Origin of the sequence: Collimonas arenae, from assembly GCF_001584165.1 — a bacterium.
Classification (GTDB): Bacteria; Pseudomonadota; Gammaproteobacteria; order Burkholderiales; family Burkholderiaceae_D; genus Collimonas; species Collimonas arenae.
Genome location: NZ_CP013233.1, coordinates 483,942 through 509,578, shown reverse-complemented (window position 1 = coordinate 509,578; position 25,637 = coordinate 483,942). Strand labels below are relative to the sequence as shown.

27 protein-coding genes and 2 pseudogenes are annotated in these 25,637 nt (G+C 57.9%); 5 read left to right on the top strand and 24 right to left on the bottom strand.

The window, feature by feature from the left end; genetic code table 11:
- Window positions 1–12 precede the first annotated feature (12 nt).
- The 3 genes from CAter10_RS02385 to CAter10_RS02375 all read left to right on the top strand — a co-directional run bounded on the left by CAter10_RS02385 (window position 13) and on the right by CAter10_RS02375 (window position 2,056).
- Entirely contained in the window at window positions 13–930 is a 918-nt protein-coding gene (locus tag CAter10_RS02385) for an ornithine cyclodeaminase family protein (protein ID WP_061532139.1), read from the top strand.
- Window positions 931–1,073: 143 nt separating this feature from the next.
- A complete protein-coding gene (locus tag CAter10_RS02380; protein ID WP_061532138.1) occupies window positions 1,074–1,745 on the top strand; it encodes a MarC family protein in 672 nt (223 codons plus the stop codon).
- A gap of 161 nt (window positions 1,746–1,906) precedes the next feature.
- On the top strand, window positions 1,907–2,056 hold the full coding sequence (locus tag CAter10_RS02375; protein WP_082798031.1) for an entericidin A/B family lipoprotein: 150 nt from the start codon (window positions 1,907–1,909) through the stop codon (window positions 2,054–2,056).
- A 78-nt stretch (window positions 2,057–2,134) separates the two neighbouring features.
- Here the strand turns inward: CAter10_RS02375 and CAter10_RS02370 are convergent, their stop codons facing one another.
- The 7 genes and pseudogenes from CAter10_RS02370 to CAter10_RS02340 form a co-directional block, all read right to left on the bottom strand.
- On the bottom strand, window positions 2,135–2,899 hold the full coding sequence (locus CAter10_RS02370; protein WP_061532137.1) for an enoyl-CoA hydratase: 765 nt from the start codon (window positions 2,897–2,899) through the stop codon (window positions 2,135–2,137).
- Between the two features lie 244 nt (window positions 2,900–3,143).
- Window positions 3,144–4,340 carry an acetyl-CoA C-acyltransferase gene (locus CAter10_RS02365; RefSeq protein ID WP_061532136.1) on the bottom strand — a complete coding sequence of 399 codons (1,197 nt, stop codon included), beginning with the start codon at window positions 4,338–4,340 and terminating at the stop codon, window positions 3,144–3,146.
- A gap of 143 nt (window positions 4,341–4,483) precedes the next feature.
- Window positions 4,484–6,869, bottom strand: a pseudogene (locus tag CAter10_RS02360) (3-hydroxyacyl-CoA dehydrogenase/enoyl-CoA hydratase family protein).
- Between the two features lie 86 nt (window positions 6,870–6,955).
- Window positions 6,956–8,746, bottom strand: coding sequence for an acyl-CoA dehydrogenase C-terminal domain-containing protein (locus CAter10_RS02355; protein WP_061532135.1), 1,791 nt, complete (start codon window positions 8,744–8,746; stop codon window positions 6,956–6,958).
- A 25-nt stretch (window positions 8,747–8,771) separates the two neighbouring features.
- Window positions 8,772–9,440: a TetR/AcrR family transcriptional regulator gene (locus tag CAter10_RS02350; protein ID WP_061535134.1), complete on the bottom strand. Its 669-nt coding sequence runs from the start codon at window positions 9,438–9,440 to the stop codon at window positions 8,772–8,774.
- Window positions 9,441–9,762: 322 nt separating this feature from the next.
- The gene (locus tag CAter10_RS02345; protein ID WP_061532134.1) at window positions 9,763–10,185 is read right to left on the bottom strand and encodes an RNA-binding S4 domain-containing protein; all 423 of its coding nucleotides are present in this window, start codon (window positions 10,183–10,185) and stop codon (window positions 9,763–9,765) included.
- A gap of 22 nt (window positions 10,186–10,207) precedes the next feature.
- A complete protein-coding gene (locus CAter10_RS02340) occupies window positions 10,208–10,975 on the bottom strand; it encodes a Nif3-like dinuclear metal center hexameric protein (RefSeq protein WP_061532133.1) in 768 nt (255 codons plus the stop codon).
- Between the two features lie 15 nt (window positions 10,976–10,990).
- On the opposite strand from CAter10_RS02340, the gene CAter10_RS02335 reads away from it, so the two are divergent.
- On the top strand, window positions 10,991–12,166 hold the full coding sequence (locus CAter10_RS02335) for a S1C family serine protease (protein ID WP_061532132.1): 1,176 nt from the start codon (window positions 10,991–10,993) through the stop codon (window positions 12,164–12,166).
- Window positions 12,167–12,179: 13 nt separating this feature from the next.
- On the top strand, window positions 12,180–12,866 hold the full coding sequence (locus tag CAter10_RS02330; protein WP_061532131.1) for a DUF2461 domain-containing protein: 687 nt from the start codon (window positions 12,180–12,182) through the stop codon (window positions 12,864–12,866).
- Between the two features lie 54 nt (window positions 12,867–12,920).
- On the opposite strand, the gene tatC is transcribed toward CAter10_RS02330, so the two are convergent.
- The 17 genes and pseudogenes from tatC to CAter10_RS02245 form a co-directional block, all read right to left on the bottom strand.
- On the bottom strand, window positions 12,921–13,685 hold the full coding sequence (gene tatC / locus CAter10_RS02325) for a twin-arginine translocase subunit TatC (protein ID WP_061532130.1): 765 nt from the start codon (window positions 13,683–13,685) through the stop codon (window positions 12,921–12,923).
- Between the two features lie 90 nt (window positions 13,686–13,775).
- On the bottom strand, window positions 13,776–14,285 hold the full coding sequence (gene tatB, locus CAter10_RS02320; RefSeq protein ID WP_061532129.1) for a Sec-independent protein translocase protein TatB: 510 nt from the start codon (window positions 14,283–14,285) through the stop codon (window positions 13,776–13,778).
- Between the two features lie 57 nt (window positions 14,286–14,342).
- A complete protein-coding gene (gene tatA, locus CAter10_RS02315) occupies window positions 14,343–14,552 on the bottom strand; it encodes a Sec-independent protein translocase subunit TatA (RefSeq protein ID WP_061532128.1) in 210 nt (69 codons plus the stop codon).
- A 102-nt stretch (window positions 14,553–14,654) separates the two neighbouring features.
- The gene (locus tag CAter10_RS02310) at window positions 14,655–15,026 is read right to left on the bottom strand and encodes a histidine triad nucleotide-binding protein (RefSeq protein ID WP_061535133.1); all 372 of its coding nucleotides are present in this window, start codon (window positions 15,024–15,026) and stop codon (window positions 14,655–14,657) included.
- Window positions 15,027–15,112: 86 nt separating this feature from the next.
- Entirely contained in the window at window positions 15,113–15,502 is a 390-nt protein-coding gene (locus tag CAter10_RS02305; RefSeq protein ID WP_061532127.1) for a phosphoribosyl-ATP diphosphatase, read from the bottom strand.
- Window positions 15,503–15,646: 144 nt separating this feature from the next.
- Window positions 15,647–16,042 (bottom strand): phosphoribosyl-AMP cyclohydrolase, encoded by a 396-nt coding sequence (gene hisI / locus CAter10_RS02300; RefSeq protein ID WP_061532126.1) that lies wholly within the window; start codon window positions 16,040–16,042, stop codon window positions 15,647–15,649.
- A complete protein-coding gene (gene hisF / locus CAter10_RS02295) occupies window positions 16,039–16,803 on the bottom strand; it encodes an imidazole glycerol phosphate synthase subunit HisF (protein ID WP_061532125.1) in 765 nt (254 codons plus the stop codon). The genes hisI and hisF overlap by 4 nt, the downstream gene beginning before the upstream one ends.
- Window positions 16,800–17,624, bottom strand: coding sequence for a 1-(5-phosphoribosyl)-5-[(5-phosphoribosylamino)methylideneamino]imidazole-4-carboxamide isomerase (gene hisA / locus CAter10_RS02290; RefSeq protein ID WP_061532124.1), 825 nt, complete (start codon window positions 17,622–17,624; stop codon window positions 16,800–16,802). The genes hisF and hisA overlap by 4 nt, the downstream gene beginning before the upstream one ends.
- A 98-nt stretch (window positions 17,625–17,722) precedes the next feature.
- Window positions 17,723–18,361, bottom strand: a complete 639-nt coding sequence (hisH, locus tag CAter10_RS02285; RefSeq protein ID WP_082797765.1) for an imidazole glycerol phosphate synthase subunit HisH — start codon at window positions 18,359–18,361, stop codon at window positions 17,723–17,725.
- 183 nt (window positions 18,362–18,544) lie between these two features.
- The gene (hisB, locus tag CAter10_RS02280; protein ID WP_061532123.1) at window positions 18,545–19,141 is read right to left on the bottom strand and encodes an imidazoleglycerol-phosphate dehydratase HisB; all 597 of its coding nucleotides are present in this window, start codon (window positions 19,139–19,141) and stop codon (window positions 18,545–18,547) included.
- A gap of 249 nt (window positions 19,142–19,390) precedes the next feature.
- Window positions 19,391–20,178, bottom strand: a pseudogene (locus CAter10_RS02275) (DNA-methyltransferase).
- Between the two features lie 19 nt (window positions 20,179–20,197).
- Window positions 20,198–21,520: a histidinol dehydrogenase gene (hisD, locus tag CAter10_RS02270; RefSeq protein WP_061532122.1), complete on the bottom strand. Its 1,323-nt coding sequence runs from the start codon at window positions 21,518–21,520 to the stop codon at window positions 20,198–20,200.
- Window positions 21,521–21,585: 65 nt separating this feature from the next.
- A complete protein-coding gene (gene hisG / locus CAter10_RS02265) occupies window positions 21,586–22,245 on the bottom strand; it encodes an ATP phosphoribosyltransferase (RefSeq protein ID WP_061532121.1) in 660 nt (219 codons plus the stop codon).
- A complete protein-coding gene (gene murA / locus CAter10_RS02260; RefSeq protein WP_061532120.1) occupies window positions 22,242–23,492 on the bottom strand; it encodes a UDP-N-acetylglucosamine 1-carboxyvinyltransferase in 1,251 nt (416 codons plus the stop codon). The genes hisG and murA overlap by 4 nt, the downstream gene beginning before the upstream one ends.
- Window positions 23,493–23,567: 75 nt before the next feature.
- Window positions 23,568–23,804, bottom strand: coding sequence for a BolA family protein (locus tag CAter10_RS02255; protein ID WP_061532119.1), 237 nt, complete (start codon window positions 23,802–23,804; stop codon window positions 23,568–23,570).
- Between the two features lie 72 nt (window positions 23,805–23,876).
- The gene (locus tag CAter10_RS02250) at window positions 23,877–24,632 is read right to left on the bottom strand and encodes an ABC transporter permease (RefSeq protein WP_061535130.1); all 756 of its coding nucleotides are present in this window, start codon (window positions 24,630–24,632) and stop codon (window positions 23,877–23,879) included.
- On the bottom strand, window positions 24,632–25,585 hold the full coding sequence (locus CAter10_RS02245; RefSeq protein WP_061535131.1) for an ABC transporter ATP-binding protein: 954 nt from the start codon (window positions 25,583–25,585) through the stop codon (window positions 24,632–24,634). The genes CAter10_RS02250 and CAter10_RS02245 overlap by 1 nt, the downstream gene beginning before the upstream one ends.
- Window positions 25,586–25,637 lie beyond the last annotated feature (52 nt).

The window sequence follows — 25,637 nt, the reverse complement described above, 5'->3', positions numbered from 1 at the left end:
AAAGGAAACCACATGAAACTCATCACCAACGAGCAAGTCGCCGAACTGATCACCACCGCCGATGCCATCGACGCCATGCGTCTGGCGTTCGCCGGCATCGGACAAGGCGCGCAGCAGGCGCGTATCCGCACCAGCGCTGGCCCGGTCATGATGTCCAGCATGGGCGCTCTACTGCCCGCTGCAGGCATCGCCGGCTACAAGGTCTACACCACGATCAACGGTAAATTCCATTTCGTCACCGTGCTGTTTTCGACCGCGGATGGCAAACCGCTAGCCGCCATCGAATCCGACACCATGACCGGTTTCCGCACCGCCGCAGCAACTGCGGTAGCCACAGATCACCTCGCCAATGCGAAAGTTGAAACGCTGTCGATCATCGGCACCGGCACCCAGGCGCATTCACACGTGCCTGCCTTGCTACAGGTACGGAAATTCAAGGAAATCCTGATTGCCGGCCGCAGCGGCCAACAGCAATTTGCCGAACAAGTCGCGCAGCAAACCGGCGTACCGACGCGCGCCGTCAGCATTGACGATGCGGCTGCGGGCGGCGATGTAGTGGTCACCGTGACGCGTTCCGCGGAACCACTGTTCTCCGGCAGCTTGCTCAAACCTGGAGCGTTCGTCGCCGCAGTCGGCGCCAGCAAGGGCAATGTGCGCGAACTGGATGACCGCGCCATCGCCCGCGCCAATGCGCTGGTGGTCGAATGGAAACCGCAGGCGCAACAGGAAGCCGGCGATCTGCTGCTGTGCCAGCCTGGCACTTTCTCCTGGGACCAGGTATGGGAGCTGGGCCAGATCGTCGATGGCAGCAGCGCTTACGCACGTCAGGAAAGCGACCTGGTGATCTACAAAGCAATCGGCGTCGGCGTGGAAGATATTGCTCTGTCGGGTCTGGTATATCGCCGCGCCTGCGAACGTTTCGGCTGGTAGGCAGGCCATGCCGCCAAGGCCCTTTGCATAAGGGCGCTTGCGGCGGCTATGTTGTCAGTCTAGAATCGGGCACGCGCAGCGAACTATCGCATCCTGGCCAGCTTGCCGCCCCGATTTACCTACAATGACTAACAACAGCGCACATGGAATTTCATTTACTTAGTTTCCTGAAGACAGTGCTGTTCGTGCTGGCGGCATTATTGCCGATCATGAACCCGCCCGGCGGCGCACCGATTTTCCACTCGCTGACCATCACTGCTTCCGATGCCACTCGCAATTCGCTGGCCCGACGCGTGGCGATCAACTCCTTCCTGCTGCTGATGGGCGGCATGTTCATCGGTACCCACGTGCTGGCTTTTTTCGGTCTGTCGCTGCCGGTGGTCAAGGTTGCGGGCGGCTTGCTGGTCGTCGCCACTGCCTGGAAAATGCTCAACTCGGATGAAATGCCAAAGGGTGAAGCGGTTCCGGAATCGCTCTGGACCGAGGAACTGGCGTCAAAGAAGGCGTTTTATCCACTGGCCTTTCCACTCACCGTCGGCCCCGGCTCAATCTCTGTCGCAATCACCCTCGGCGCGGGGGTTCGGGTGCCGAATGTACCACTGCCACTGTCCCTGATTGCTGCTGTGCTCGGTCTTGCCCTGGCGGCGTTGGCCGTCTACCTGAGCAACCGTTTTGCTGGCGTATTGATACGTTTGCTGGGTGATACCGGCACCACCGTCATGCAACGCATGACTTCGTTCATTCTGCTCTGCATCGGCGTGCAGATTCTATGGGATGGCATCAGCGGATTATTGCAGTTGTTACAAGCGCGTTAACCGCTCAGGCAGAGCGATTGGTTTAACCGCTGGCAATTCATCGCTTGCATCCAGGTACGTTGCAAAATCATCGAGCGCGCAGGAAAAATTACCGTCCGGTATGGACAATCCAAATGCCGATGATAAGATTATCCCGTTACCAACCCATGAAGGAGAACACGATGATCAAAAAAGTAATGGTGATCGCAGCAATGTTCGGCATGTTCGGCGCGCTGTCAGCCTGCAATACTGTCGCGGGCATGGGCAAGGATGTGCAATCCGGTGGTGAGAAGGTGCAGGACGCTGCGCAGGACGTTCAAAAGAAAATGTAATGATGTCGTAGCGCTTCACCATAAAAAACCCGACCTTGCGTCGGGTTTTTCTTTGCGCTCTACAAGCAGGGCGGTGGCTCAGGAAAATTTGCTGAAATCCGGCCGGCGCTTCTCAAAGAAAGCGGTGAATGCTTCCGCCGCTTCCGGCGATTTCAGCATCGCGCCGAAATGATCAATTTCTTCCTTCATTCGCGCTTCCACCGCAGCGACCTGGCTCCCTTTCATCAAGCGCTTGGTGGTGCGGATCGACGCCGCTGGCAAAGCCACCAACTTCGCCGCCTGCGCTTGCGCAAATGCCAGCAACTCTTCCGGCGGCAACACCTTGTTGACCAGGCCCATTGCATTGGCCTCTTCCGCAGTGAAGGCTTCGCCCAGCAAGAGCTTCTCGGCGGCGCGCTGATAACCGGCAATTTGCGGCAGGATCAGACTGGAGGCGGCTTCTGGACACAGGCCAAGCTGCGTGAATGGCATCGAAAAGCGTGCATTGTCAGCGGCATACACTAGGTCGCAATGCATCAGCAGCGTAGTGCCGATGCCAACCGCAGCGCCGGCCACCGCAGCCACCATCGGCTTACTGGCATGGCTGATCTGCCACAGGAACTGGAACACCGGGCTGTCTGGGCTGTTCGGCCGGTTCTTCATGAAATCTTCGAGGTCGTTGCCGGCGCTGAAAATCTGCGGCTTGCCGACAAACAGAATCGCCCGCACCGCACTATCCGTTTCCGCATCTTTCAACGCATCGACCATGGTCTGGTACATGGCGGCGGTAATTGCATTCTTCTTTTCAAGACGATTGAATTCAATCGTCAGGATGCCGTTTTCCTTGCTGGTCAAGATATCCATCTGTTACTCCATTTATCACTACACAAGTTCGATAGAACAAATCGCAAACCCAACATCTTCCAGTTCGCTACAGAGGTGAGAACAAGTCGCATTGAGCGCAGACAGTGCGCGAGCACGGCAAGCGCCATGCAACGCAGTTATCGTCTCTGTAGCGGACTGGAAGACAAAAAAAGCCGTGCGGGGATGGCAGCACGGCTTTCTTTGTTTTTTACGATTGCTTATGACAATCTGCTAATTCAAACGATTACATACGTTCGAAAATACCTGCAGCGCCCATGCCTGCACCAACGCACATGGTGACCATGCCGTATTTCTGGTTGCGGCGGCGGATACCGTGGATCGCAGTAGCGGCGCGGATGGCGCCGGTTGCGCCCAGCGGGTGTCCCAGTGCAATTGCGCCGCCTAACGGGTTGACCTTGGATGGGTCGAGGCCGAGATCCTGGATCACTGCCAGCGCTTGCGCTGCGAATGCTTCATTCAGTTCGATCCAGTCCAGCTGATCCTGGGTCAGGCCGGCGGCGCGCAGCGCTGCTGGAATCGCTTCCTTAGGACCGATCCCCATGATTTCTGGTGGTACGCCGCGCACCGCGAACGAGACGAAACGGGCCAGCGGAGTCAAGTTGTGTTCCTTGAGGATTTTTTCGCTGACCAGGATCAGTGCACCAGCGCCGTCCGACATTTGCGAGCTGTTACCTGCTGTGACCGTGCCTTTGGCGGCAAACACAGCCTTCAGCTTGCCCAGGGTTTCCATGCTCGACTCGGCGCGTGCGCCTTCGTCGCGATCAACGGTACGGGTCTTCAGGTCGATCTGGCCGGTAGCCAGGTTCGGAGCACGATCTATGATGTCGTAGGAAGTAGTTTCATCCTTGAACTCGCCAGCCAGCTGGCCGGCGATGGCGCGGCGGTGCGATTCGACCGCGAACGCATCTTGCGCTTCGCGCGAGACTTTCCATTGCTGGGCGACTTTTTCTGCCGTCAAACCCATGCCATAGGCCATGCCGACGTTTTCATCCTTGAAGGCGTTCATGTTGATCGACGGATGGAAACCCATCATAGGCACCATCGACATCGATTCGGCGCCACCGGCGATCATGACGTCAGCCTCGCCGACGCGAATGCGGTCGGCTGCCATGGCAATCGCGGTAATGCCGGATGCGCAGTAGCGGTTGACTGTGACACCGCCGATGGTGTTCGGCAGGCCAGCCAGCAGCACGGCGTTACGCGCCATGTTCAGGCCTTGTGCGCCTTCAGGGAAGGAACAGCCGATGATGGCGTCCTGCACCAGCTTAGGATCCAGGCCTGGCACTTGCGCCATGGCGGATTGCATGACGCGCACCAACAGGTCGTCCGGGCGGGTGTTCTTGAACATGCCACGCGGCGCCTTGCCGATTGGGGTACGGGTCGCGGAGACGATGTACGCTTCTTGAAGTTGTTTGCTCATTTTGATCTCCTGATCAGTTGGGGACGGAGTGTTTGTAAACTCCGTCCTGCAATTTTCTTTGCAATTTAACCGTTTTATCTAGTCAGTTGAGTACAGAGTAATTCGCCACGCTTCGGTGGCTCTTAAACTCTGTCCCCAATGGATTAGTTTCGCACTGGCTTACCGGTCTGCATCATGCCCATGATCCGCTCTTGCGTCTTAGGGTTGTTCAGCAGTTCGACGAACGCTTTGCGTTCCAGGTCCAGCAACCATTGTTCATTCACGATGCTGCCTTCGTCCACTTCGCCGCCGCAAACGATATTGGCAATCATGTGGCCCAGCTTGTAGTCGTGTGCCGAGATGAAACCGCCATCACGCATGTTGACCAACTGCGCCAGGATGGTGGCGATGCCATTCCGGCCAACCACCGCAACCTGTGCCTTCAGCGGCGGACGATAGCCGGCGTCGAACATGGCGCGCGCCTCGACCTTGGCCACGTGCAGCAGCTCGTAGGCATTGAACACGATCACGTCGTCGGCTTTCAGGTAACCCATGCTCTTGGCTTGCAACGCCGATTTCGAGACGTTGGCAGTCGCCGCATTCATGAAGGAAGTCTTCAGGAATTGCAGGATATCGTTGCCCTTGGCGTCGTTGGCCGCGCGCACTGCCGCTTCCTTCAAACCGCCGCCGGCAGGAATCAGGCCAACGCCGACTTCAACCAGGCCGATATACGATTCGATTGATGCCACACGCTTGGCTGTATGCAAGGCCAGCTCGCAACCACCGCCCAGCGCCAGGCCGGCCACTGCAGCCACTACCGGTACGCTGGCGTACTTGAGGCCCATGAAGGCTTGCTGCAATTCGGCGACCATCGGCTCGATCGCCTTGGCGCCGCCGACATGAACAATGGCAGCATCGATTGCAGATCGGCGCCAGCGGAGAATGCGCCGCCTTCGGCTGCATCCGCGTGCCACAGGACCAGACCCTTGTAGTTCTTTTCGGCTTCAGCGACTGCCTTGTTCAGGCCGGCGATAACGCCTGGTCCGATCACGTGCATCTTGGTCTTGAACGACAGGACCAGGACGTCGTCGTTCTGGTGCCATGCACGTACCGAGTCGTCTTCGAAAACGGTGGTGCCAGCAGTCTTGCCGTCGGCGACGCCTTCACCCAGCAACGGCGCGCGAAATACTTGGCGCTCGTAGACTGGCAGAGTGGAACGGGCAACGTTCGCCTTCTTCGCTGGCGAGTAGGAACCGTCGGCAGCGTGCACGCCGGTGCGGCCGTCGAAGACCCAGGCTGGCAGCGGTGCGTTGCACAGCGCCTTGCCGGCGTCGATGTCTTCCTTGACCCAACCGGCGATCTGCTTCCAGTCGGCGGCTTGCCAGATTTCGAATGGGCCTACGCTCCAGCCGAAGCCCCAGCGCATGGCGAAATCGATGTCGCGTGCATTGTCGGCGATCGATTCCAGGTGGACAGCGATGTAATGGAAGCCGTCACGGAAAATGGCCCACAGGAACTGCGCTTGCGGATTGGTCGATTCGCGCAGGGTTTTCATGCGCTTGACCGGATCCTTGTCTTTCAGGATGCGCGCTACCAGCTCGTCGGCCTTGCCGCCGTCGGTCACGTACTCGCCCTTGGCGGCGTCGATGCGCAGGATGTCCTTGCCAACCTTCTTGTAGAAGCCGGCGCCGGCCTTCTGGCCCAGCGCGCCCTGCTCGACCAGCTTGGCCAGCAGCGGCGGCGTTGCGTACACACCGTAGAAAGGATCGTCCTTCAGGTTGTCCTGCATGGTCTTGATGACATGACCCATGGTGTCCAGGCCGACCACGTCAGCAGTACGGAAAGTACCGGACTTGGCGCGGCCCAGCTTGGCGCCGGTCAGGTCATCGACAACATCCACCGACAGGCCGAATTTTTCAGCTTGATGAACCGTCGACAGGATGCCGAACACGCCTACGCGGTTGGCGATGAAGTTAGGGGTATCTTTAGCGCGGACCACGCCCTTGCCCAGCGTGGTCGCCAGAAAGCCTTCCAGCTGATCGAGGATCTCTGGTTTGGTTGTGGCGGTCGGGATCAGTTCCACCAGGTGCATGTAGCGTGGCGGGTTGAAGAAGTGGACGCCGCAGAAGCGTGCTTTCAGTTCGGCGTCGAAACCTTCCGACAATGCAGTGATCGACAGGCCGGATGTGTTGGATGCAAAAATTGCGTTTGGTGCAATGTGCGGCGCAACCTTCTTGTACAGGTCATGCTTCCAGTCCATGCGTTCGGCGATGGCTTCGATGATCAGGTCGCAACCGGCCAGCACATCCAGATTGTCTTCGTAGTTGGCGACTTCGATCAGGGAAGCGTCATCCTTGTTGCCGAGCGGCGCAGGGCTGAGCTTCTTCAGGTTTTCGATGGCGCGCAGAACGATGCCGTTCTTCGGCCTTCCTTGGCTGGCAGATCGAACAGCACCACCGGCACTTTGGCGTTCAGGCAGTGGGCGGCGATTTGCGCACCCATCACGCCGGCGCCGAGCACGGCGACTTTTTTAACGATGAAATTCGACACTTGTTTCTCCTTGGTCAGTCTGTTGGGAGCGTGGACCCGCGCTGATCGCGCCAGGCCCACCCTACGGCTTATTTAGAACAAATCCATTAGAACAAATCTGCTTCCAGCGCCATCAGGCTGCCCGAACCGGAACGCGCCTGACGAATCAACATTGCAGTTTCTGGCAGCAGACGGGCGAAATAGAAACGTGCGGTCGCCAACTTGGAAACGTAGAACTTGTCGCCTGAATCTTGCTTGGCCAAAGCGATCTTTGCCATTTGTGCAAAGAAGTAGGCGTACACCAGGTGGCCAACTACACGCAGGTAAGGTACTGCTGCTGCACCGGCTTCGTCAGGATTCTGGAAAGCCTTCATGCCGATTTCCATGGTCAGCTTGCTGACCTTGTCGCCGAGGTCGGCCAGCGGCGTGATGAATTCCGACAGCGCTTCGTCGGCGCCGTTCTCTTCGATGAACGCCTGCACCTTGGCGCCGAATTTCTTCAGCTTGGCGCCGTTGTCCATCAACACCTTGCGGCCCAGCAGATCGAGCGACTGGATGGTGTTGGTGCCTTCATAGATCATGTTGATGCGGGCATCGCGCACATATTGCTCCATGCCCCACTCTGCGATGAAGCCGTGGCCGCCATACACCTGCATGCATTCCGATGTCGAAGTCCAGGCATTGTCGGTGATGAAAGCCTTGACCACTGGTGTCAGCAGAGCGACTTCATCAGCGCAATCCTTGCGCACTTGTTCGTCCGGGTGGTTCAGTTCCTTGTCCAGTTGCAGCGCCACGTAAGAACAGAAAGCGCGCGCGCCTTCAGCATACGCCTTTGCGGTCAATAGCATGCGACGCACGTCAGGATGGACGATGATCGGATCGGCTGGGCGGTCAGGCGCCTTGATGCCCGACAGGCTGCGCATCTGGATACGGTCTTTCGCATAGACCAAAGCGTTCTGGTAAGCCACTTCAGTCAAACCCAAACCTTGCATGCCGACGCCCAGGCGGGCGGCGTTCATGAACACGAACATCGCGTTCAAGCCCTTGTGCGGCGCACCGATGAGCCAGCCGGTCGCGCCGTCCAGGTTCATCTGGCAGGTCGAATTGCCGTGGATGCCCATTTTTTCTTCGATGGCGCCGCAAGTGATCGGATTGCGTGCACCCAGTGAACCGTCTGCATTTGGCAGGAATTTCGGCACCAGGAACAGCGAGATGCCCTTGGAACCTTCCGGTGCGCCAGGCAGGCGCGCCAGCACCAGGTGGATGATGTTTTCCGACATGTCGTGCTCGCCGGCCGAAATGAAAATCTTGCTGCCGGTGATGCTGTAAGAACCATCGGCTTGCGGCTCGGCTTTCGAGCGCAGCATGCCAAGGTCGGTGCCGCAATGCGATTCGGTCAGGCACATGGTGCCGGTCCATTCGCCGGAAACCAGTTTAGGCAGGTACAGCGCTTGCTGCTCCGGAGTGCCGTGTGCGTGCAGGCACTCGTAGGCGCCGTGCGACAGGCCCGGGTACATGGTCCAGGCCTGGTTGGCCGAATTCATCATTTCGTAGAACGAATTGTTGATCACCAGCGGCAGGCCCTGGCCGCCGAATTCTGGATCGCAGGAGAGCGCAGGCCAGCCGGCTTCGACGTACTGCTTGTAGGCTTCCTTGAAGCCTTTTGGTGCAGTGACAGTGTGCGTAGTCTTGTCGTGGTGGCAGCCTTCGCGGTCGCCGGAATGGTTCAGCGGGAACAATACCTGGGAGGTAAATTTCCCGCCCTCTTCCAGCACCTGATTGATGATGTCGGCATCGATCTCGGCATGCTTCGGCAATTGCTTCAACTCATCTTCTACATGCAGCAACTCGTGCATGACGAATTGCATATCCCGCAGTGGCGCGACGTATTGACCCATGGTGCTCTCCTGATGATTAAATTTGTCAAGCTGCCGTCTTGGCAGAGATTTTTTGATTCGTTTGCGAGGATTTCTTTGCCGCTGCAACTGGCTTGGAAACCTGCGCGGTATTGCGGTAACTGTCAATCAGGCGATCGAAGCCTTTTTGCGCACGTTCGACGCTGCCTGCCTTCTTCAGGAAACGGGCATCGTGATGCAGTCCGAGAATCAGACCGTACATTTCGTAGACCAACTGGTCGGCATCGGTATCGTCCCGCAGGTGACCTGCTTCGATGGCTTGCAACGCGCAGCGATGCAACGCCTGCTGCCAAGTACGCACCATGCTGACCAATTGCTCGCGGATTTCACCAGGACGATCGTCGTATTCGACGGCACCGCTGATGTAGATGCAACCCGAGGCGATTTCAATCGTCACCTGACGGATCCAGCGCGCATACATGGCTTCCAGGCGTGGCAAGCCGCGCGCTTCTTTGATGCTGGGATAGAATACTTCCTGCTCGAACTGGCGGTGGTACAACTTCACCACTTCGATCTGCAGATCCTCACGCGAGCCGAAATGCGCGAACACGCCGGATTTGCTCATGTTCATTTTTTCGGCGAGCAAGCCAATCGTCAAACCTTCAAGGCCGTCACGGCTTGCCAGAGTAATGGCGACGTCGAGAATCGCTGCGCGCGTCATTTCGCCTTTACGCATGAATTTCGGCGGCGTGTCGGTGATCGGATGTGCCACGATAGTCCTGTCTCTGTCTGGTTGGTATTGGCGTTTGCTCGCTTGATGACAGCTGCCTGCAAGAATGCGAACGCTCGTACTATTATGCACCAGAATCGAAATGTCAAACAGCGACTTAGAGCGCGTGTTCTACCGAGAACTCATTCGAAATTTATTGCACCTCCATTTACGCGCCTTGGCTGCGGAAATGCTCCCCGCCGCGCGCCTGGAAAATGCTCTGGGCTCTCTCACGCTACCCCGAAAAGTGGGCAGAAGCGATATCAAATTACCATCGAATCAGGGCACTTCAGGATTGCGCCTTGTCCAACAAACGGCGGTCGCGCTTGGTCGGCCGGCCCTTGATTTCGATGGTCGGTTCACGGAAGAACTTGCGGTCTTCGGCCAGTTTGCCGCGCAAGACAACGCTTTCCTCGGTTTCGCGGTAAAGCGTCTGTGCAATCGCCGCCGCACTGCGCGTATCGGCCAGCAGCATCACTTCCACTTCCCACGTGCCGGCGCCATTGTCTATCGCCAGCATGTCGCCGATCTTCAGATTGCGCGCCGGCTTGGTACGCTCGTCGTTCAGGCGGATCTTGCCGTTATCAACTGCGTCGCCGGCCAGTGTGCGGGTCTTGAAAAACCGCGCCGCCCAGAGCCATTTGTCGATGCGTACCGCGTCGACGGTGTTGCTCACTGCTTTGCCTGCTGTTTTGCTGACTGTTTTGCTCATACGTTGATTTGCCGCCGCGCAACTACACAGGGTTGTCGATATCGATGAACTGGTGCTGCAAACCGAAATGCTCGGCGAGATGGCTTCCTAGCGCCTGAACACCGTAGCGCTCGGTCGCATGATGACCAGCCGCCAGGTAAGCAACGCCGCTTTCCCGCGCCAGGTGTACGGTCGGTTCGGAAATTTCACCGCTGATAAATACGCCTGCTCCGGCAGCAATGGCGTCACCCAACAGACTTTGAGCGGCGCCGGTACACCAGCCCACTTGCGCCAGCGGCTGGTCTGGATCGCCGATCAGCACCGGGACACGTTTAAGCTTGCGTTCGATCACAGCAGCAAGATCGCCGACTGTGCGCACCCCAGCATCGCTGATGTTGCCGAGCCAGCCCAGATTGTCGTCACCGAAGCGTCCGTTCGGCGCCAAGCCGAGTTGCTGCGCCAACTGTACATTGTTGCCGAAGAGTGGGGGCGAATCGAGCGGCAGATGATAGGCGAACAAATTGATGTCATGCGTCAACAGCAATTTCAGACGCTTGTATTTGGGGCCAATCACGCGCGCGTCCTCACCCCGCCAAAAGTAGCCGTGATGCACCAGGATCGCATCTGCGTCGTTGTCCAGCGCCGCTTCCAGCAACGCCTGACTGGCGGTGACACCGGTCACCAGCCGGCTAATTTCAGCGCGTCCTTCCACCTGCAAGCCATTTGGGCAATAATCTCGGAACTGTGTAATATTTAATGCTTCGGCAAGATATTTTGCCAGTTCGGTACGACTTACCGACTTTTGACTCATTTAAAGACTCCCACTATGCGACGTTTCTGGCTGTTATTTGCGCAAACCGTAACCATCGGTTTAGCGATCTGGTTCATTGTAACGACCTTGAAGCCCGACTGGGCAACCGGATCGCTGACAAGCTCGCCTCTGCATATCGCCGCATCGAAGGTGCCGTTGCAGGAGGTGGCGCCAGGAACGCCAACGCCGGGCTCCTATCGCGACGCCTCACATCGGGCGATGCCGTCGGTGGTGAACATCTTTACCAGCAAAGACGCCAAGCCGACCACTCCGCCACAGGTACTGGAAGACCCGCTGCTCAGAAAATTCTTCGGCGATCGCGGCGACGATTCGGACGACAAGCAATCCAGCCTTGGCTCGGGCGTGGTGGTCAGTTCGCAAGGCTACATCCTGACCAATAATCATGTGATTGAAGCTGCAGATGAGATCGAGGTGGCATTGGCCGACGGCCGCACCGCAACCGCCAAAGTAGTGGGCGCCGATCCGGAAACCGACCTGGCCGTGATCAAGATCGATCTGCCAAACCTGCCGGCGATCACGCTCGGCCACGCCGATCAGGCCAGCGTCGGCGATGTGGTGCTGGCGATCGGCAATCCATTCGGCGTCGGCCAGACCGTGACCATGGGCATTATTTCCGCGCTCGGCCGCAACCATCTCGGCATCAATACGTTCGAGAACTTCATCCAGACCGATGCCGCGATCAACCCAGGCAACTCCGGCGGTGCGCTGGTCGACACCAACGGTAACCTGCTAGGCATCAATACCGCCATCTATTCACGCACCGGCGGCTCGCTTGGCATCGGCTTTGCGATCCCGATGACGACCGCCAAGACCGTGATGGAATCGATCATCAATACCGGCCACGTAGTGCGCGGCTACCTCGGCGTCGAACCGCAGGACATCACGCCGGAACTGGCGGAAAGCTTTGGTCTGACTCGCAAGACCGGCGCCATCATTGCTGGCGTGCTGAAAAACGGCCCGGCCGACAAAGCCGGCCTGAAGCCCGGTGATATCCTGGTTGCCGTCGAAGGCAAGCCGATTGCCGACACCACCGACATGATGAATCAGATCGCCCAGCTACAGCCTGGCACCAAAGCCAAGCTGACCGTATTGCGCAAGACACAGGAATCGACTCTGGAAGCGGTCATCGGGAAACGCCCACCGGTAAAACGCCAGGCTGAGTCGGAATAAGGGAAAAACAGCAATGCACGTACGCGACCTCACGCAATACCTCGCCGAACTATCGGAAAACAACAACCGGGCCTGGTTCGTCATGAACAAGCCACGCTACGATATCCTGCGCGCCGAGTTCCTCGAACTGGTGATCCGCCTGATTGCGGAAATCAGCAAGTTCGATCCTGCAGTTGCCGCCTGCAATCCGAAAAAGGCGCTGTTCCGGATCAATCGCGACATGCGTTTTTCGCACGACAAGAGTCCGTATAAAACACATTTTTCCGCATCCATCACGGCCAGCGGCCTGAAGAAGCCAAGCCAGGGCGGCGGCCCTGCTTATTACTTCCACATCGATGCTAGCGGCACCCTGCTGGTCGCTGGCGGCGAATATATGCCGCCATCGGATCGGCTGCGCGCGATTCGCCGCCACATCGTTGATGACGCTGGCGGATTCGGCAAGCTGCTGAAAAACAAGAAATTGATGGGGACTTACGGCGACCTGCAAACGGAAGGCCAATTGACTCGGCCGCCCAAGGGTTTCGATGCCGACCTGCCGCACATCGAATACATCAAGTTGAAGAATTTCATCGTCTGGAAAGAACAGCACCTGAAGAAGATGCTGTCCGACGAGCTGGAAAAGGAATTGGTCAGCAGCTTCAAGGATGCCCTCCCGCTGGTGGGCTGGCTACGGCAGATCAAGACACCGATAGAGGAATAGCCCCAGACAGGCGTTGCCGCCGGGTGCCGTTGCGCCCGGCATGGCAAAGGAGTATTAGATCGTCTCTTCCGATTCGGCAGGCGCCTGCGTGGCTTTGACAAACAGCGGCGCGAACAGCAGGCCAACCTCGTACAGCAGACACAAAGGCACGGCCAGCAGCATCTGGCTCATGATATCGGGCGGTGTCACCACCGCCGCTACCACGAACGCGCCGACAATCACGTAGGGGCGGATCGATCTCAATTTTTCCAGCGAGACCAAGCCCATGCGCACCAGCACGATCACCACGATCGGCACCTCAAAGGTCACGCCGAAGGCGATGAACATGGTCATCACGAAATCGAAGTAGTTGTCGATATCCGGCGTCACCGAAATCGATGCCGGCGCCACCTTGTTGATGAAGTGGAAAATTACGCCGAACACCAAGTAATAACAGAAAGCCACTCCGGCGATGAACAGGATAGAGGAAGACACCACCAGCGGCGCGATAAGTTTCTTTTCATGGGAGTACAAACCCGGTGCGATGAATGCCCACAACTGATATAGCACCCAAGGCAGGGCGATGACGAAGGCGACCAGCAATGTCACCTTGACCGGGATCAGGAATGGCGTGATGACACCGGTAGCAATCATCTTGCTGCCATGTGGCAGGGCGCCCAGCATAGGCGCCGCCAGGAAGTCGTAGATATTCGCCGACCACGGCATCAGGCACAGGAACACCACGACAATCGCAATCGCGGCCTTCATGATGCGATTCCGCAATTCCACCAGATGCGAAATGAAAGTCTCTTCTACGCCGGTTTTCTGTTCTTCAGTCATGGGTGCATGGTGTGTTGCTAGCAGGCGAGATTGCCGATACGCCCGCAGCTATCGATGACAAGCTGTCGCAGGCGGAAATGGGGCCAGGGTTCATGAAAAGAATGAGCCAGAAGCCTTGCCTTGGCTGGCGGGGCGGTATTTGGCGACGCGGGCTGCGCCCGACAGCACACTGGCCCGGTAGCCGTTCTGTTGCTTGTACCAGGCCGGGATGGCGCTGCTGCGTGCCAATTTTTTCTTGCGAAAACTCTTGGCCTTGATCGCCAACTGCTCAACCTTCAGTTGATCCGTTGTGTTGCCGTTGGCGCCGACTTCGAGATTGTCGTCCCACGCCGCATGCAGGGAATGCTTGGTTTCAGAGATGCTCTGCGAAATGCTTTGCTCGATGTCGCTGGCAGCTTCCTGCACATCCTTCTGCATCTTGCGCAATTCTTCCAGCTCGATCTCGCGGCTGACTTCCGACTTCACCTCATTGATATAGCGCTGGGCGCGGCCAAACAACGACCCGGCCATACGCGCCACGGTCGGCAGTTTTTCGGGGCCGACCACAATCAGTGCGACGACGCCAATCAGTGCGAGTTTAGTGAGACCAATATCGATCATGGGTACTTAGCGGCCAAGGTTCGGTTAAACCGGCACGACGGCGCCGGCAACGCCGAATCAGTTGCCGGACTTGTCCTTTTCTTTGGCTGTCACGTCGATAGCGGCCTTGTCCGCCTCGGATTTTTCTTCCTCGCCCTTGACGCCATCCTTGAAGCCTTTGACCGCCTTACCCAGGTCGGAACCCATATTGCCGATTTTCTTGGTGCCAAACACCAACATCACGATGACCAACACAATCAGCCAATGCCAAATACTGAACGAACCCATTTTTTTCTCCTCGCCGGACACCGCGTGTCCCAGCCTATTAAGTCAAGTTAACCGTTAAATCCTTACAACCATCGACAGTGTTCACCATCCGTCGAAACGGAATCAGCGCTGTCCGCGCCATGGCCGTGGACCACCGATGACGTGCATATGCAAATGGTACACCTCCTGGCCACCGTCGGGTCCGACGTTGAACAAGGTCTTGTAGCCGCCACTGGCTTGGCCCTGTGCATCCAGCTGGTAGCCGCAACCCTGTTCTTGCGCCAGGCGCGGCGCCAGGAGCGCCATTTTACCCAGGAGCGCAGCGTGTTGTTCGGTACAGTCGGCCAGCGTCGGGATATGCTGCTTCGGCACGATCAGCAGATGCACCGGCGCCGCCGGATTGATGTCGTGAAAGGCGATCAGGTCGTCGTCCTCGTAAATCAGTTTCGACGGAATCTGCTTGGCTGCAATTTTGCAAAAAATACAATTTTCCAAATTATCTCCCAGCGTCACACAATGAGACAGTTAATCAGCGATGTTGCATGTTACCCGGAGTAGCATTTTCCGGATGGAAAATTGCGTCAGATCTTGTTCTTGCCAGATTCCCGCTGCTCGCCCACGCTCACGCCCTCGCTCAACTTCCGGCTAGCTTTTTCTTCGATCCCGGATAAACCTTCGCGCCGCGCCAACTCGTTCAGCACATCTTGCGGCGTCAGGTTGAACTGGGCCAGCAGGACCATCGAATGAAACCACAGGTCCGCACACTCATACAGCACGTGTGAAACATCGCCATCGACCCGCGCGTCCTTGGCTGCCATCACGGTTTCTGTCGCCTCCTCGCCGATCTTCTTCAGGATCGCATCGTCGCCCTTGACGAACAGACGCGCCACGTAGGACGTCTCCGGATTGCCGCCGTTGGCCGGCTTGCGCGACTCAATGACGGCCGCCAAACGCTGTAAGGTATCGCTCATGATTGCTTCAAATCCGCACTGTTATCGCCATCTGTCATTCCCACACACGCGAGAATCCGACTTGATGGCCGTAAAATAGATCCCCGCATTCGCGGGGACGGCGCCAGCCATGGCCAAATTCAATGGCTACATGGCCTCAGCCGGTCATTTGTAAATTTCGTCCGGTTCCTTCAATACCGGGTCGACCGCTTCCCAGCTCTTGCTGTCGCTCTCGTATTTCTGGAAGAAGCAGGAATGGCGCCCTGTGTGGCAAGCAATATCGCCGGCCTGGGTCACTTTCAGCAAGACCACGTCTTCATCGCAATCGAGACGAATTTCATGCACCTTTTGCACGTGGCCGGATTCTTCGCCCTTGTGCCAGAGTTTCTTGCGCGAGCGGCTCCAGTAAACTGCCTCGCCCAGCGCCACGGTCTTCGCCAGCGCGTCGCGATTCATCCACGCGAACATCAATACGTCGTTGGAACCGACTTCCTGGGCAATTACCGGCACCAGGCCGTGTTCATCCCATCTGACCTTGTTTAACCAACTTACGCTGCTCATGCTAGCCTCATCGGAATCTGCTGTGCCGCCATGAACTGCTTGGCTTCCTGCACAGTGTGTTGACCATAGTGAAAAATGCTGGCTGCCAGCACCGCATCGGCGCGGCCGATCTTGATGCCGTCGGCCAGGTCCTGCAAACCGCCGACGCCGCCGGAGGCAATCACCGGGATCGTCACGGCGTTCGACACGCTGCTGGTCAGGGCCAGGTCGAAGCCGACCTTGGTGCCGTCGCGGTCCATGCTGGTGAGCAGTATTTCGCCCGCCCCCAGTTGTTCCATCTTTTGCGCCCATTCGATCGCATCGAGACCGGTAGCCTTGCGGCCGCCATGCGTGAACACTTCCCACTTGCCGGGCGCGACCTGCTTGGCGTCGATGGCAACCACGATGCATTGCGACCCGTACTTGGCGGCGGCATCGGCCACCAGTTGCGGATTGGTGACGGCGGAAGTGTTTATGCCGACCTTGTCGGCGCCTGCGTTCAGCAAGCGGCGCACATCCTCGACCGCACGCACACCGCCACCCACCGTCAGCGGGATGAAGACCTGCGATGCGACTGCTTCAATGATCGGCAGGATCAGGTCGCGGTTATCGGATGATGCGGTGATGTCGAGGAAAGTGATTTCGTCGGCGCCCTGCTCATCGTAGCGACGAGCGATCTCGACCGGATCGCCGGCGTCGCGCAGTTCAAGAAAATTGACGCCCTTGACGACGCGGCCATTGGTCACGTCCAGGCAAGGGATGATGCGTTTGGCGAGGCTCATGGCTTGTCAGCGTCGGGCTGCTCCGATAAATCTTCGTTGCCGGCGAGGTTACCGAGTTGATCGCTCAATTCATCGGCGCGGTCCTGCGCCGAACGCAAATCGAGCGTACCTTCATAAATCGAGCGCCCGCAAATCACTGCCTCGATGCCTTCATCCTGTACCGCGCACAGATCCTCGACATCCTTGACGTTATGCACGCCGCCGGACGCGATCACCGGAATCGTCATGCTTTGCGCGAGCTTGACGGTGGCTTCGATGTTGACGCCGCCCATCATGCCGTCGCGGCCGATGTCGGTATACACGATCGAGGCGCAGCCGTAGTCTTCGAATTTCTTGGCCAGGTCAATCACTTCGTGGCCGGACAATTTGCTCCAGCCGTCAGTCGCCACCTTGCCGTCCTTGGCATCCAAACCGACGATGATCTGTCCCGGGAACGCGCTGCAGGCATCCTGCAGGAAGCCGGGGTTCTTGACCGCTGCGGTGCCGATGATGATGTAGCTGAGGCCATCGTCGAGATAGCGTTCGATGGTGTCGAGGTCGCGGATACCGCCACCGAGTTGTACCGGGATTTCGTCGACGCCGTTGGCCAGCGCGAATTCGCGCACCGCCTTGATGATCGATTTGACCGCCGGTTCGTTCTTCGGCTTGCCGGCAAATGCCCCATTCAGGTCGACCAGATGCAGGCGTCGTGCGCCCTGGGCCAGCCAATGGCGGGCCATTTCACCCGGATCGTCGGAAAACACAGTGGCTTGGTCCATATCGCCTTGTTTCAGGCGTACGCAGTGACCGTCTTTGAGGTCGATGGCAGGTATCAGCAGCATGGCTACAGTTGTATTAGGTCAGTTAAAAATCTGATTGATTGGGAACGGCATCATTCGCCACGCTGCGGTGGCTCGTAAATTCTGTGTTGCACATTGCGTCAGGGTTGCCATTGCACAAAATTCTTGTACAACTGCAAACCGGCGGCAGCGCTCTTCTCCGGGTGGAACTGTGTCGCAAAAATATTATCACGGCCGACCGCGCAGCTAAACGCCGCGCCGTAATCAGTCTCACCGAAGGTATGCGCCACATCGGCCGGCACGGCGTAATAACTGTGGACGAAATAAAAATAAGCATCGTCGGCCACGCCATTCCAGAGCGGGTGAGACTGCGCCTGATGCACGCGGTTCCAGCCCATCTGCGGCACCTTGAAACGCGAACCGTCTTCCTGCAGCTTGCCATCCAGGCGGAAACGCACGACTTTGCCTGGCAACAGGCCAAGGCCGGCGGTATCGCCCTCCTCGCTCATGTCGAACAGCATCTGCTCGCCCACGCACACGCCCAGCAGCGGCTTGTTGCGCGCCGCCGCCAGCAGTTCGTCCTGCAGTCCGGACTCGCGCAAGGAACGCATGCAATCCGGCATCGCCCCCTGGCCCGGCAAGACCAGACGATCAGCGGCCTGGATATCGGCAATCGTACCGGAAATGCGAACATCGGCTTCCGGCGCTACCTGACGCAGGGCTTGCGCCACCGAGCGCAAGTTACCCATGCCATAGTCAACCACTACAATTTTGTTCATGATAAGGATTCAAGTCGAGGAAACGGATCGTGGGGCCAAGCGTAGCTACGGCGCCTTTACGGCCTTGCTCCATTGCTTTCTTTGCAATTTAAGCGTTTTTCAGTCTCATCAGTTGGGGGACAGAGTCACACAGATAGTGTAATTCGCCACGCTTCAGCGGCTCCTGAACTCTGTCCCGCAATTTTACAAACTGCCTTTGGTCGAAGGAATCGTGCCGGCGGAACGCGGATCGAGCTCGGAAGCCATCCGCAACGCCCGGCCGAAGGCCTTGAATACGGTTTCGCATTGATGGTGGGCGTTTTCGCCACGCAGATTATCGATGTGCAATGACACCAGTGCGTGATTGACGAAGCCCTGGAAAAATTCGTGGGTGAGGTCGACGTCAAAGCCGCCGATCATGGCGCGCTTGAACGGTACGTGGAATTCGAGTCCGGGACGGCCGGAGAAGTCGATGACGACGCGCGACAACGCTTCGTCCAGCGGCACGTAGGCATGGCCGTAGCGGCGAATGCCTTTCTTGTCGCCGATGGCTTGGGCAAATGCTTGCCCAAGGGTAATGCCGACATCTTCCACCGTGTGGTGGGCGTCGATATGCAGGTCGCCGTTGGCTTCAATATCCAGGTCGATCAGGCCATGTCGCGCGATTTGATCCAGCATATGATCCAGGAACGGCACGCCGGTGTTCAGTTTTTGCTGGCCGGTGCCGTCCAGATTGATCGCGACGCGAATTTGCGTCTCGTTGGTATTGCGGGTAATCGCTGCAGTTCTAGGCGTAGACATGTTGAAGTTGAGACCAAAGTTACAAGGCAAATGACGCAAAAAATAAGGCAATTTCGGCGTCGAGAAGGTAAGTGTACTAAATTATTCGAGGCTTCGATCTGAGATCGAAATTTGTTGCTGCTTCTCCGTTATCGAAGCCTAACCGCTGCGGCCTTGTGAGTCGCACCACCATTTTACCGACATTTTCATGTTTTCCCGCTAATGCCGGCCCTGATAATCGATATGGATGTTGCTATTTGGCGCAAACGGTCAAGCCAGCGCCCGCTCATCGGGTTGCTCGCCATCCAGTTGCGCCAGACGTTGCTCGATCAACGCGCAATATTCCGGATTTAATTCAAAGCCAACAAAATTGCGGCCGCAGCGCCGTGCCGCAACAGCGGTCGTGCCGCTGCCCATGAACGGATCGAGCACAATGCCGCCCGGTGGGCAAGAAGCCTTGATCATCCGTTCGACGATTTCCAGCGGCTTTTGGGTTGGGTGGTCGGCCCGCTCGCGGTGTTCGCGATGCAGACGGGAAACACTCCATACATCCTTCGGGTTGTAACCCAGCTCCAGCCATTTGGCGCCGACGAAAATCGAGCGCGAACGGGCTTTCTTGGTTTCGGCGTCGTAGGGAATCCGGATCGCATCGAGATCGAAGTAATAATCCTTGGCGCCGGCAAAAAACCCGATGGTGTCGTGCACCGACGAAAAGCGCCGCGTACCGCCGCCCATCGAAGGCACTCGGCGGTCCCAGATGATTTCGTTGATCATGGTCATGCGCTGCTTGAGCATGACGAAAATTTCGGGGAAAAGCGCCAGGTCAAAAAGATATACAAGCTGCCGTTCGGCTTCAGCTTCGGCAGCGCGGCGTCGATCCATGATTCGGTCCAGCGCAAGTAAGCAGCGGTATCGAGCTTGTCGGAATCGTTGCCATAGTCCTTGCCGAGACCGTACGGCGGATCAGCCAGCAACAGATCGACCGAGCCGTCCGGAATGCGCTGCAAGCCTTGCAGCGCATCCTCGCGAAAGACCCGGTTGAGCCAGTCGCCGCTCATGCCAATGCAGTCGTTACCATCACGGCGCATCTTTCAAACGATATTCTGCAGAACGCGCATGCGCCTGCAAACCCTCGCCATAGGCCAGTTCAGCGGCGATCTTGCCAAGCGTTTGCGCGCCGGCTTCGCTGATGTTGATGATGCTGGAGCGCTTCTGGAAATCGTAGACGCCAAGCGGCGACGAGAAACGCGCGGTGCGCGAAGTGGGCAGCACGTGGTTCGGGCCGGCGCAGTAATCGCCCAACGATTCCGACGAAAAACGCCCGAGGAACATGGCGCCGGCATGACGGATGCGATCGGCCCAGTGCTGCGGATTTTCGGTCGAAATTTCCAGGTGCTCGGCGGCGATCAGGTTGGCGATCTCGCAAGCCTGTTCCATGTCGCGCACCTTGACCAGCGCGCCGCGATTGGTCAGCGAAGTACGGATCACTTCATGGCGCGGCATCAACGGCAGTTGGCGGTTGATGCTGGCTTCGACCGCAGCGATATAGTCGGCATCGGGACACAGCAGGATCGACTGCGCCAGTTCGTCGTGCTCGGCTTGTGAAAACAGGTCCATCGCGACCCAGTCCGGATCGGTAGTGCCGTCGCACAACACCAGGATCTCCGACGGTCCGGCAATCATGTCGATGCCGACCGTGCCGAATACGCGGCGCTTGGCGGCGGCAACATAGGCATTGCCGGGGCCGACGATCTTGTCGACTTGCGGAATGGTCGCGGTGCCGTAGGCCAGTGCGGCTACCGCCTGCGCGCCGCCAATGGTGAACACGCGGTCAACGCCGGCGATGGCCGCAGCAGCCAGCACCAACGGGTTCTTGACGCCATCCGGGGTCGGCACCACCATGATGACTTCCTGCACGCCGGCGACCTTGGCCGGGATCGCGTTCATCAATACCGATGATGGATAAGCCGCCTTGCCGCCCGGGACATAGATGCCGACGCGATCGAGCGGCGTGACTTTCTGGCCGAGCACGGTACCGTCAGCTTCCGTGTAGGTAAAGCCATCCGAGCCGCATTCCTGCTTTTGGCGCTCATGATAAGCACGCACCCGGTCGGCGGCAGTCTGCAATGCATGACGGCGTTGCGGCGACAACTGCGCCAGCGCAGCCTGCAACTCTTGCTGACCGATTTCCAGCAGCCCGACGTCGTCAGCGCTGAGACGATCAAAGCGATTGGTGTACTCCAGCACGGCGGCATCGCCACGTACCTTGACGTCGGCCAGTATCTTGGCCACGGCCTGCTCGATTGCCTCGTCTTCGCTCGCTTCGAACGCCAGGACGGCGCTCAGCTGTGTGCGAAAATCCGGCCGTTCGGCATCGAGTTTTCTGATTGCTATGCTCATGTTGCTTCCAATTTGCTAAATGACAGAGCCGGTCTGCCAAGCCACGGCAGGAGCCGTGCTTCGAATCATGCCGCTGCCGATTGCCCCGATGCCTTTTCGAACGCATCCAGGATCGGCTGCAGGCGTTCGCGCTTGAGTTTCAACGCCGCCTGGTTCACCACCAGCCGCGACGAAATATCCATGATGTGTTCGACTTCAACCAGATTATTGGCGCGCAAGGTGCCGCCGGTGCTGACCAAATCGACAATCGCATCGGCCAGGCCGACCAGCGGCGCCAATTCCATCGAGCCATACAATTTGATCAGGTCAACGTGCATCCCCTTACGGGCAAAATGCTCACGCGCGGTCAGCAGGTATTTGGTGGCGACGCGCAAGCGCGCGCCTTGGCGGATCGCGCTGGCGTAGTCGAAACCGGCCGATACCGCAACCGACATGCGGCACTTGGCGATTTCCAGGTCGATCGGTTGATACAGGCCTTCGCCGCCATGTTCCAGCAGCACGTCCTTGCCGGCCACGCCGAAATCGGCAGCGCCGTATTGCACGTAGGTCGGCACATCGGAAGCGCGCACGATGATCACATTGACCAGCGGATCGTTGGTCGGCAGGATCAGCTTGCGCGAGGTTTCCGGATCTTCGGTTACGACAATCCCTGCGGCCTTCAGCAACGGCAAGGTTTCTTCGAAGATGCGGCCCTTGGACAGGGCCAGCGTCAGTTTCTGGCTCATTTGATTCTTTCGATCTTGGCACCGACGGCCGACAGCTTGCGCTCCATCTGGTCATAGCCGCGATCTAGGTGATAGATGCGTTCGATCAGCGTTTCGCCCTGCGCGACCAGGCCGGCAATCACCAGCGACGCCGAAGCGCGCAAGTCGGTTGCCATTACCGGCGCGCCGACCAGCTTGTCGACGCCCTTGATGATGGCAGTATTGCCCTGCACATCAATAGCCGCGCCGAGGCGGTTCATTTCCTGCACGTGCATGAAACGGTTCTCAAAGATCGTTTCGGTGACGTGGCTGGTGCCGTCGGCAATGCTGTTCAAAGCCATGAACTGCGCTTGCATGTCGGTCGGGAAGCCTGGATATTCAGTGGTGCGGAAGCTGACCGCTTTCGGTCGCGCCGCCATTTGCACGCGAATCCAGTCGTCGCCGGAAGTCAGGATCACCCCGGCTTCGCGCAACTTGTCGAGCGCAGCATCAAGGATGTGGCTGCGGGTGTTCTTCAGCATGACATCGCCGCCGGTGGCTGCTACAGCGCACAGGAAAGTACCTGTTTCGATACGATCGGCGATCACGGCATGTTCAGCGCCGTGCAATTTTTCCACGCCCTGGATCACCAGGCGGTCGGTACCGATGCCTTCGATCTTGGCGCCCATCGCTACCAGCAGATTGGCCAGGTCAGTCACTTCCGGTTCACGTGCAGCGTTTTCCAGCACGGTTTCGCCGTCAGCCAGCGTTGCCGCCATCAGCAGGTTTTCAGTGCCGGTGACGGTAATCATGTCGGTCACCACGCGGGTGCCCTTCAACTTCTTGGCCTTGGCGTGGATATAGCCGGCTTCGATCGTGATCTCGGCGCCCATCGCTTGCAAACCCTTGATGTGCTGATCAACCGGACGCGAACCAATCGCGCAGCCGCCAGGCAACGATACCCGCGCTTCGCCGAAGCGGGCCAGCAATGGACCCAGCACCAGGATCGAGGCGCGCATGGTTTTCACCAATTCGTAGGGCGCTTCCAGACTGCTGATCGCATCGCCTTGCAGCATCACGAAATGGCCGTCCTGAGTCGCTTTCAAACCCAGCTGGCGCAGCAGCTTCAACATGGTCGACACATCGTGCAAGTTCGGCACGTTCGACAATTGCAATTGATCGGAGGTGAGCAGACCCGCGCACAGGATCGGCAGCGCGGCATTCTTGGCGCCGGAGATGGTGATCTCACCGGAAAGGCGGTTGCCGCCTTGTATCAATAATTTATCCATTCTTGCTTCTCGCTGTAATTTAAACGTGGTATCTAGTCTGCTGCGCGTGGGCAAAAAACTGCCCCGCCCGCTTTATTAAGGTTGGTACTCTTCCGGTGTCAGTGTCTTCATCGACAACGCGTGGATTTCTTCGCGCATGCGATCGCCCAATGCCGCGTAGACGATCTGATGGCGCTGTATCGGGCGCTTGCCGGCAAACGCCGCCGAGACGATCACTGCCTTGAAATGCTGGCCATCGCCTTCCACTTCCAGGTGCGAACACTCAAGGCCGGCGGCTATATAACTTTTAACTAAATCTGGTGTAGGGAACATGGCAGTTTCTGACTTGGTGACGTAATTTAATGACCTAATTTGATTGCTTAACTTGTTGCTTGGTGGCGTAACTTAGTGACGCAACTTATAGCCGCGCTTCAGCATCTGCACCGCCAGCGTCGACAGCAATGCCAGCGTCACGCAAATGACTGCCAGGCTGATCAACGGATTGATGTCCGACTGACCAAAGAATCCATAGCGGAAGCCGTCAATCATATAAAAAAACGGGTTCAGATGCGACACGACTTGCCAAAACGGTGGCAACGAATGAATGGAATAGAACACCCCTGCGAGGAAAGTCGCCGGCATGATCAGGAAGTTCTGGAAGGCCGCCAACTGGTCAAATTTGTCGGCCCAGATCCCGGCGATCAAACCCATCGTGCCCAGCAGCGCCGCGCCCAGTACAGCGAAAATCACGATCCACCACGGCGCTACGAATGACAGGTTGGCAAACCAGGCAGTAATCACGAAGACACCCAGGCCAACCGCCACGCCGCGCACCACCGATGCCAGCACGTAGCCGCCGAACAGCTCCCAGTGCGACAACGGCGGCAACAAGACGAACACCAGATTGCCGGTCATTTTCGACTGTGTCAACGATGACGAGGTATTGGCGAAGGCATTTTGCAACACGCTCATCATGATCAGGCCGGGAATCAGGAATGAGGTGTATTGCACGCCGGGATAAACCTGGACATGGTCCTTGAGCGTGTGGCCGAAAATCAGGAGGTACAGCATGGCGGTCAGGATCGGCGCGCAAATGGTTTGCGTCGCCACTTTCCAGAAGCGCAATACTTCCTTGTAAAACAAAGTTTGGAAACCCACCATCATTTGACACCGCCCACATTGTATTCATCGGCAAACACATTGAAGCCGCCGGAACTGATCTTGCTATCCATGATCTGCAGGAACACATCCTCCAGATCGGCCTGTTGCAGCTGCATGTCCTCGATCACCGCGCCGGCATGGCGCAAGGCGCCGAGGATAGGCTCGACATCGGCGTATTCATTGACCCGCAACGCGAACTTGCCGCCATCGGCGTGCAATACCAGATGCTGCAGCGAAGCTGGCAGACTGCCACCCGACAGCTGGACCAGCAGCTGCGAACCGGCGATGCGCTTGATCAGCGCGGACGTCGAATCGAGCGCCACCACCTGCCCCAGCTTCAGCATGGCGATGCGGTTGCATTGCTCTTGCGCTTCTTCCAAATAGTGCGTAGTCAGCACTACTGTATGGCCTTCACGATTCAGGCGCGAAATGAATTTCCACAAGGTCTGGCGCAGTTCGACGTCGACGCCGGCGGTCGGCTCATCGAGCACGATCACCGGAGGCTTGTGCACCAGCGCCTGCGCCACCAGCACACGCCGCTTCATGCCACCGGACAGCGCGCGCATGTTGGTGTCGGCCTTGTTGGTCAGGTCGAGGTTTTCCATGACCTCATCGATCCATTTGTCGTTGTTCTTCAGGCCGTAATAGCCGGACTGCATGCGCAACGTCTCGCGCACCGTAAAGAACGGATCGAACACCAGCTCCTGCGGCACCACGCCGAGATTGCGGCGCGCAGCGCGATAGTCGCTGACGACATCGTGGCCATGGATCGTGACGTTGCCGGAATCGGGGCGATTCAGGCCGGCAATGATCGAAATCAAGGTGGTCTTGCCGGCGCCGTTCGGGCCGAGCAAACCGAAGAATTCGCCTTCTTCGATAGTCAACGAAACGCCGCCCAATGCTTGCAGGGACTGATAACGTTTCTTGACGTTGGTGATTTGAATGGCCGCCATAGTGCCTTGGTAAATGCTCTCAAATTGGGTCGCCGCAACATTGCCGGTACGC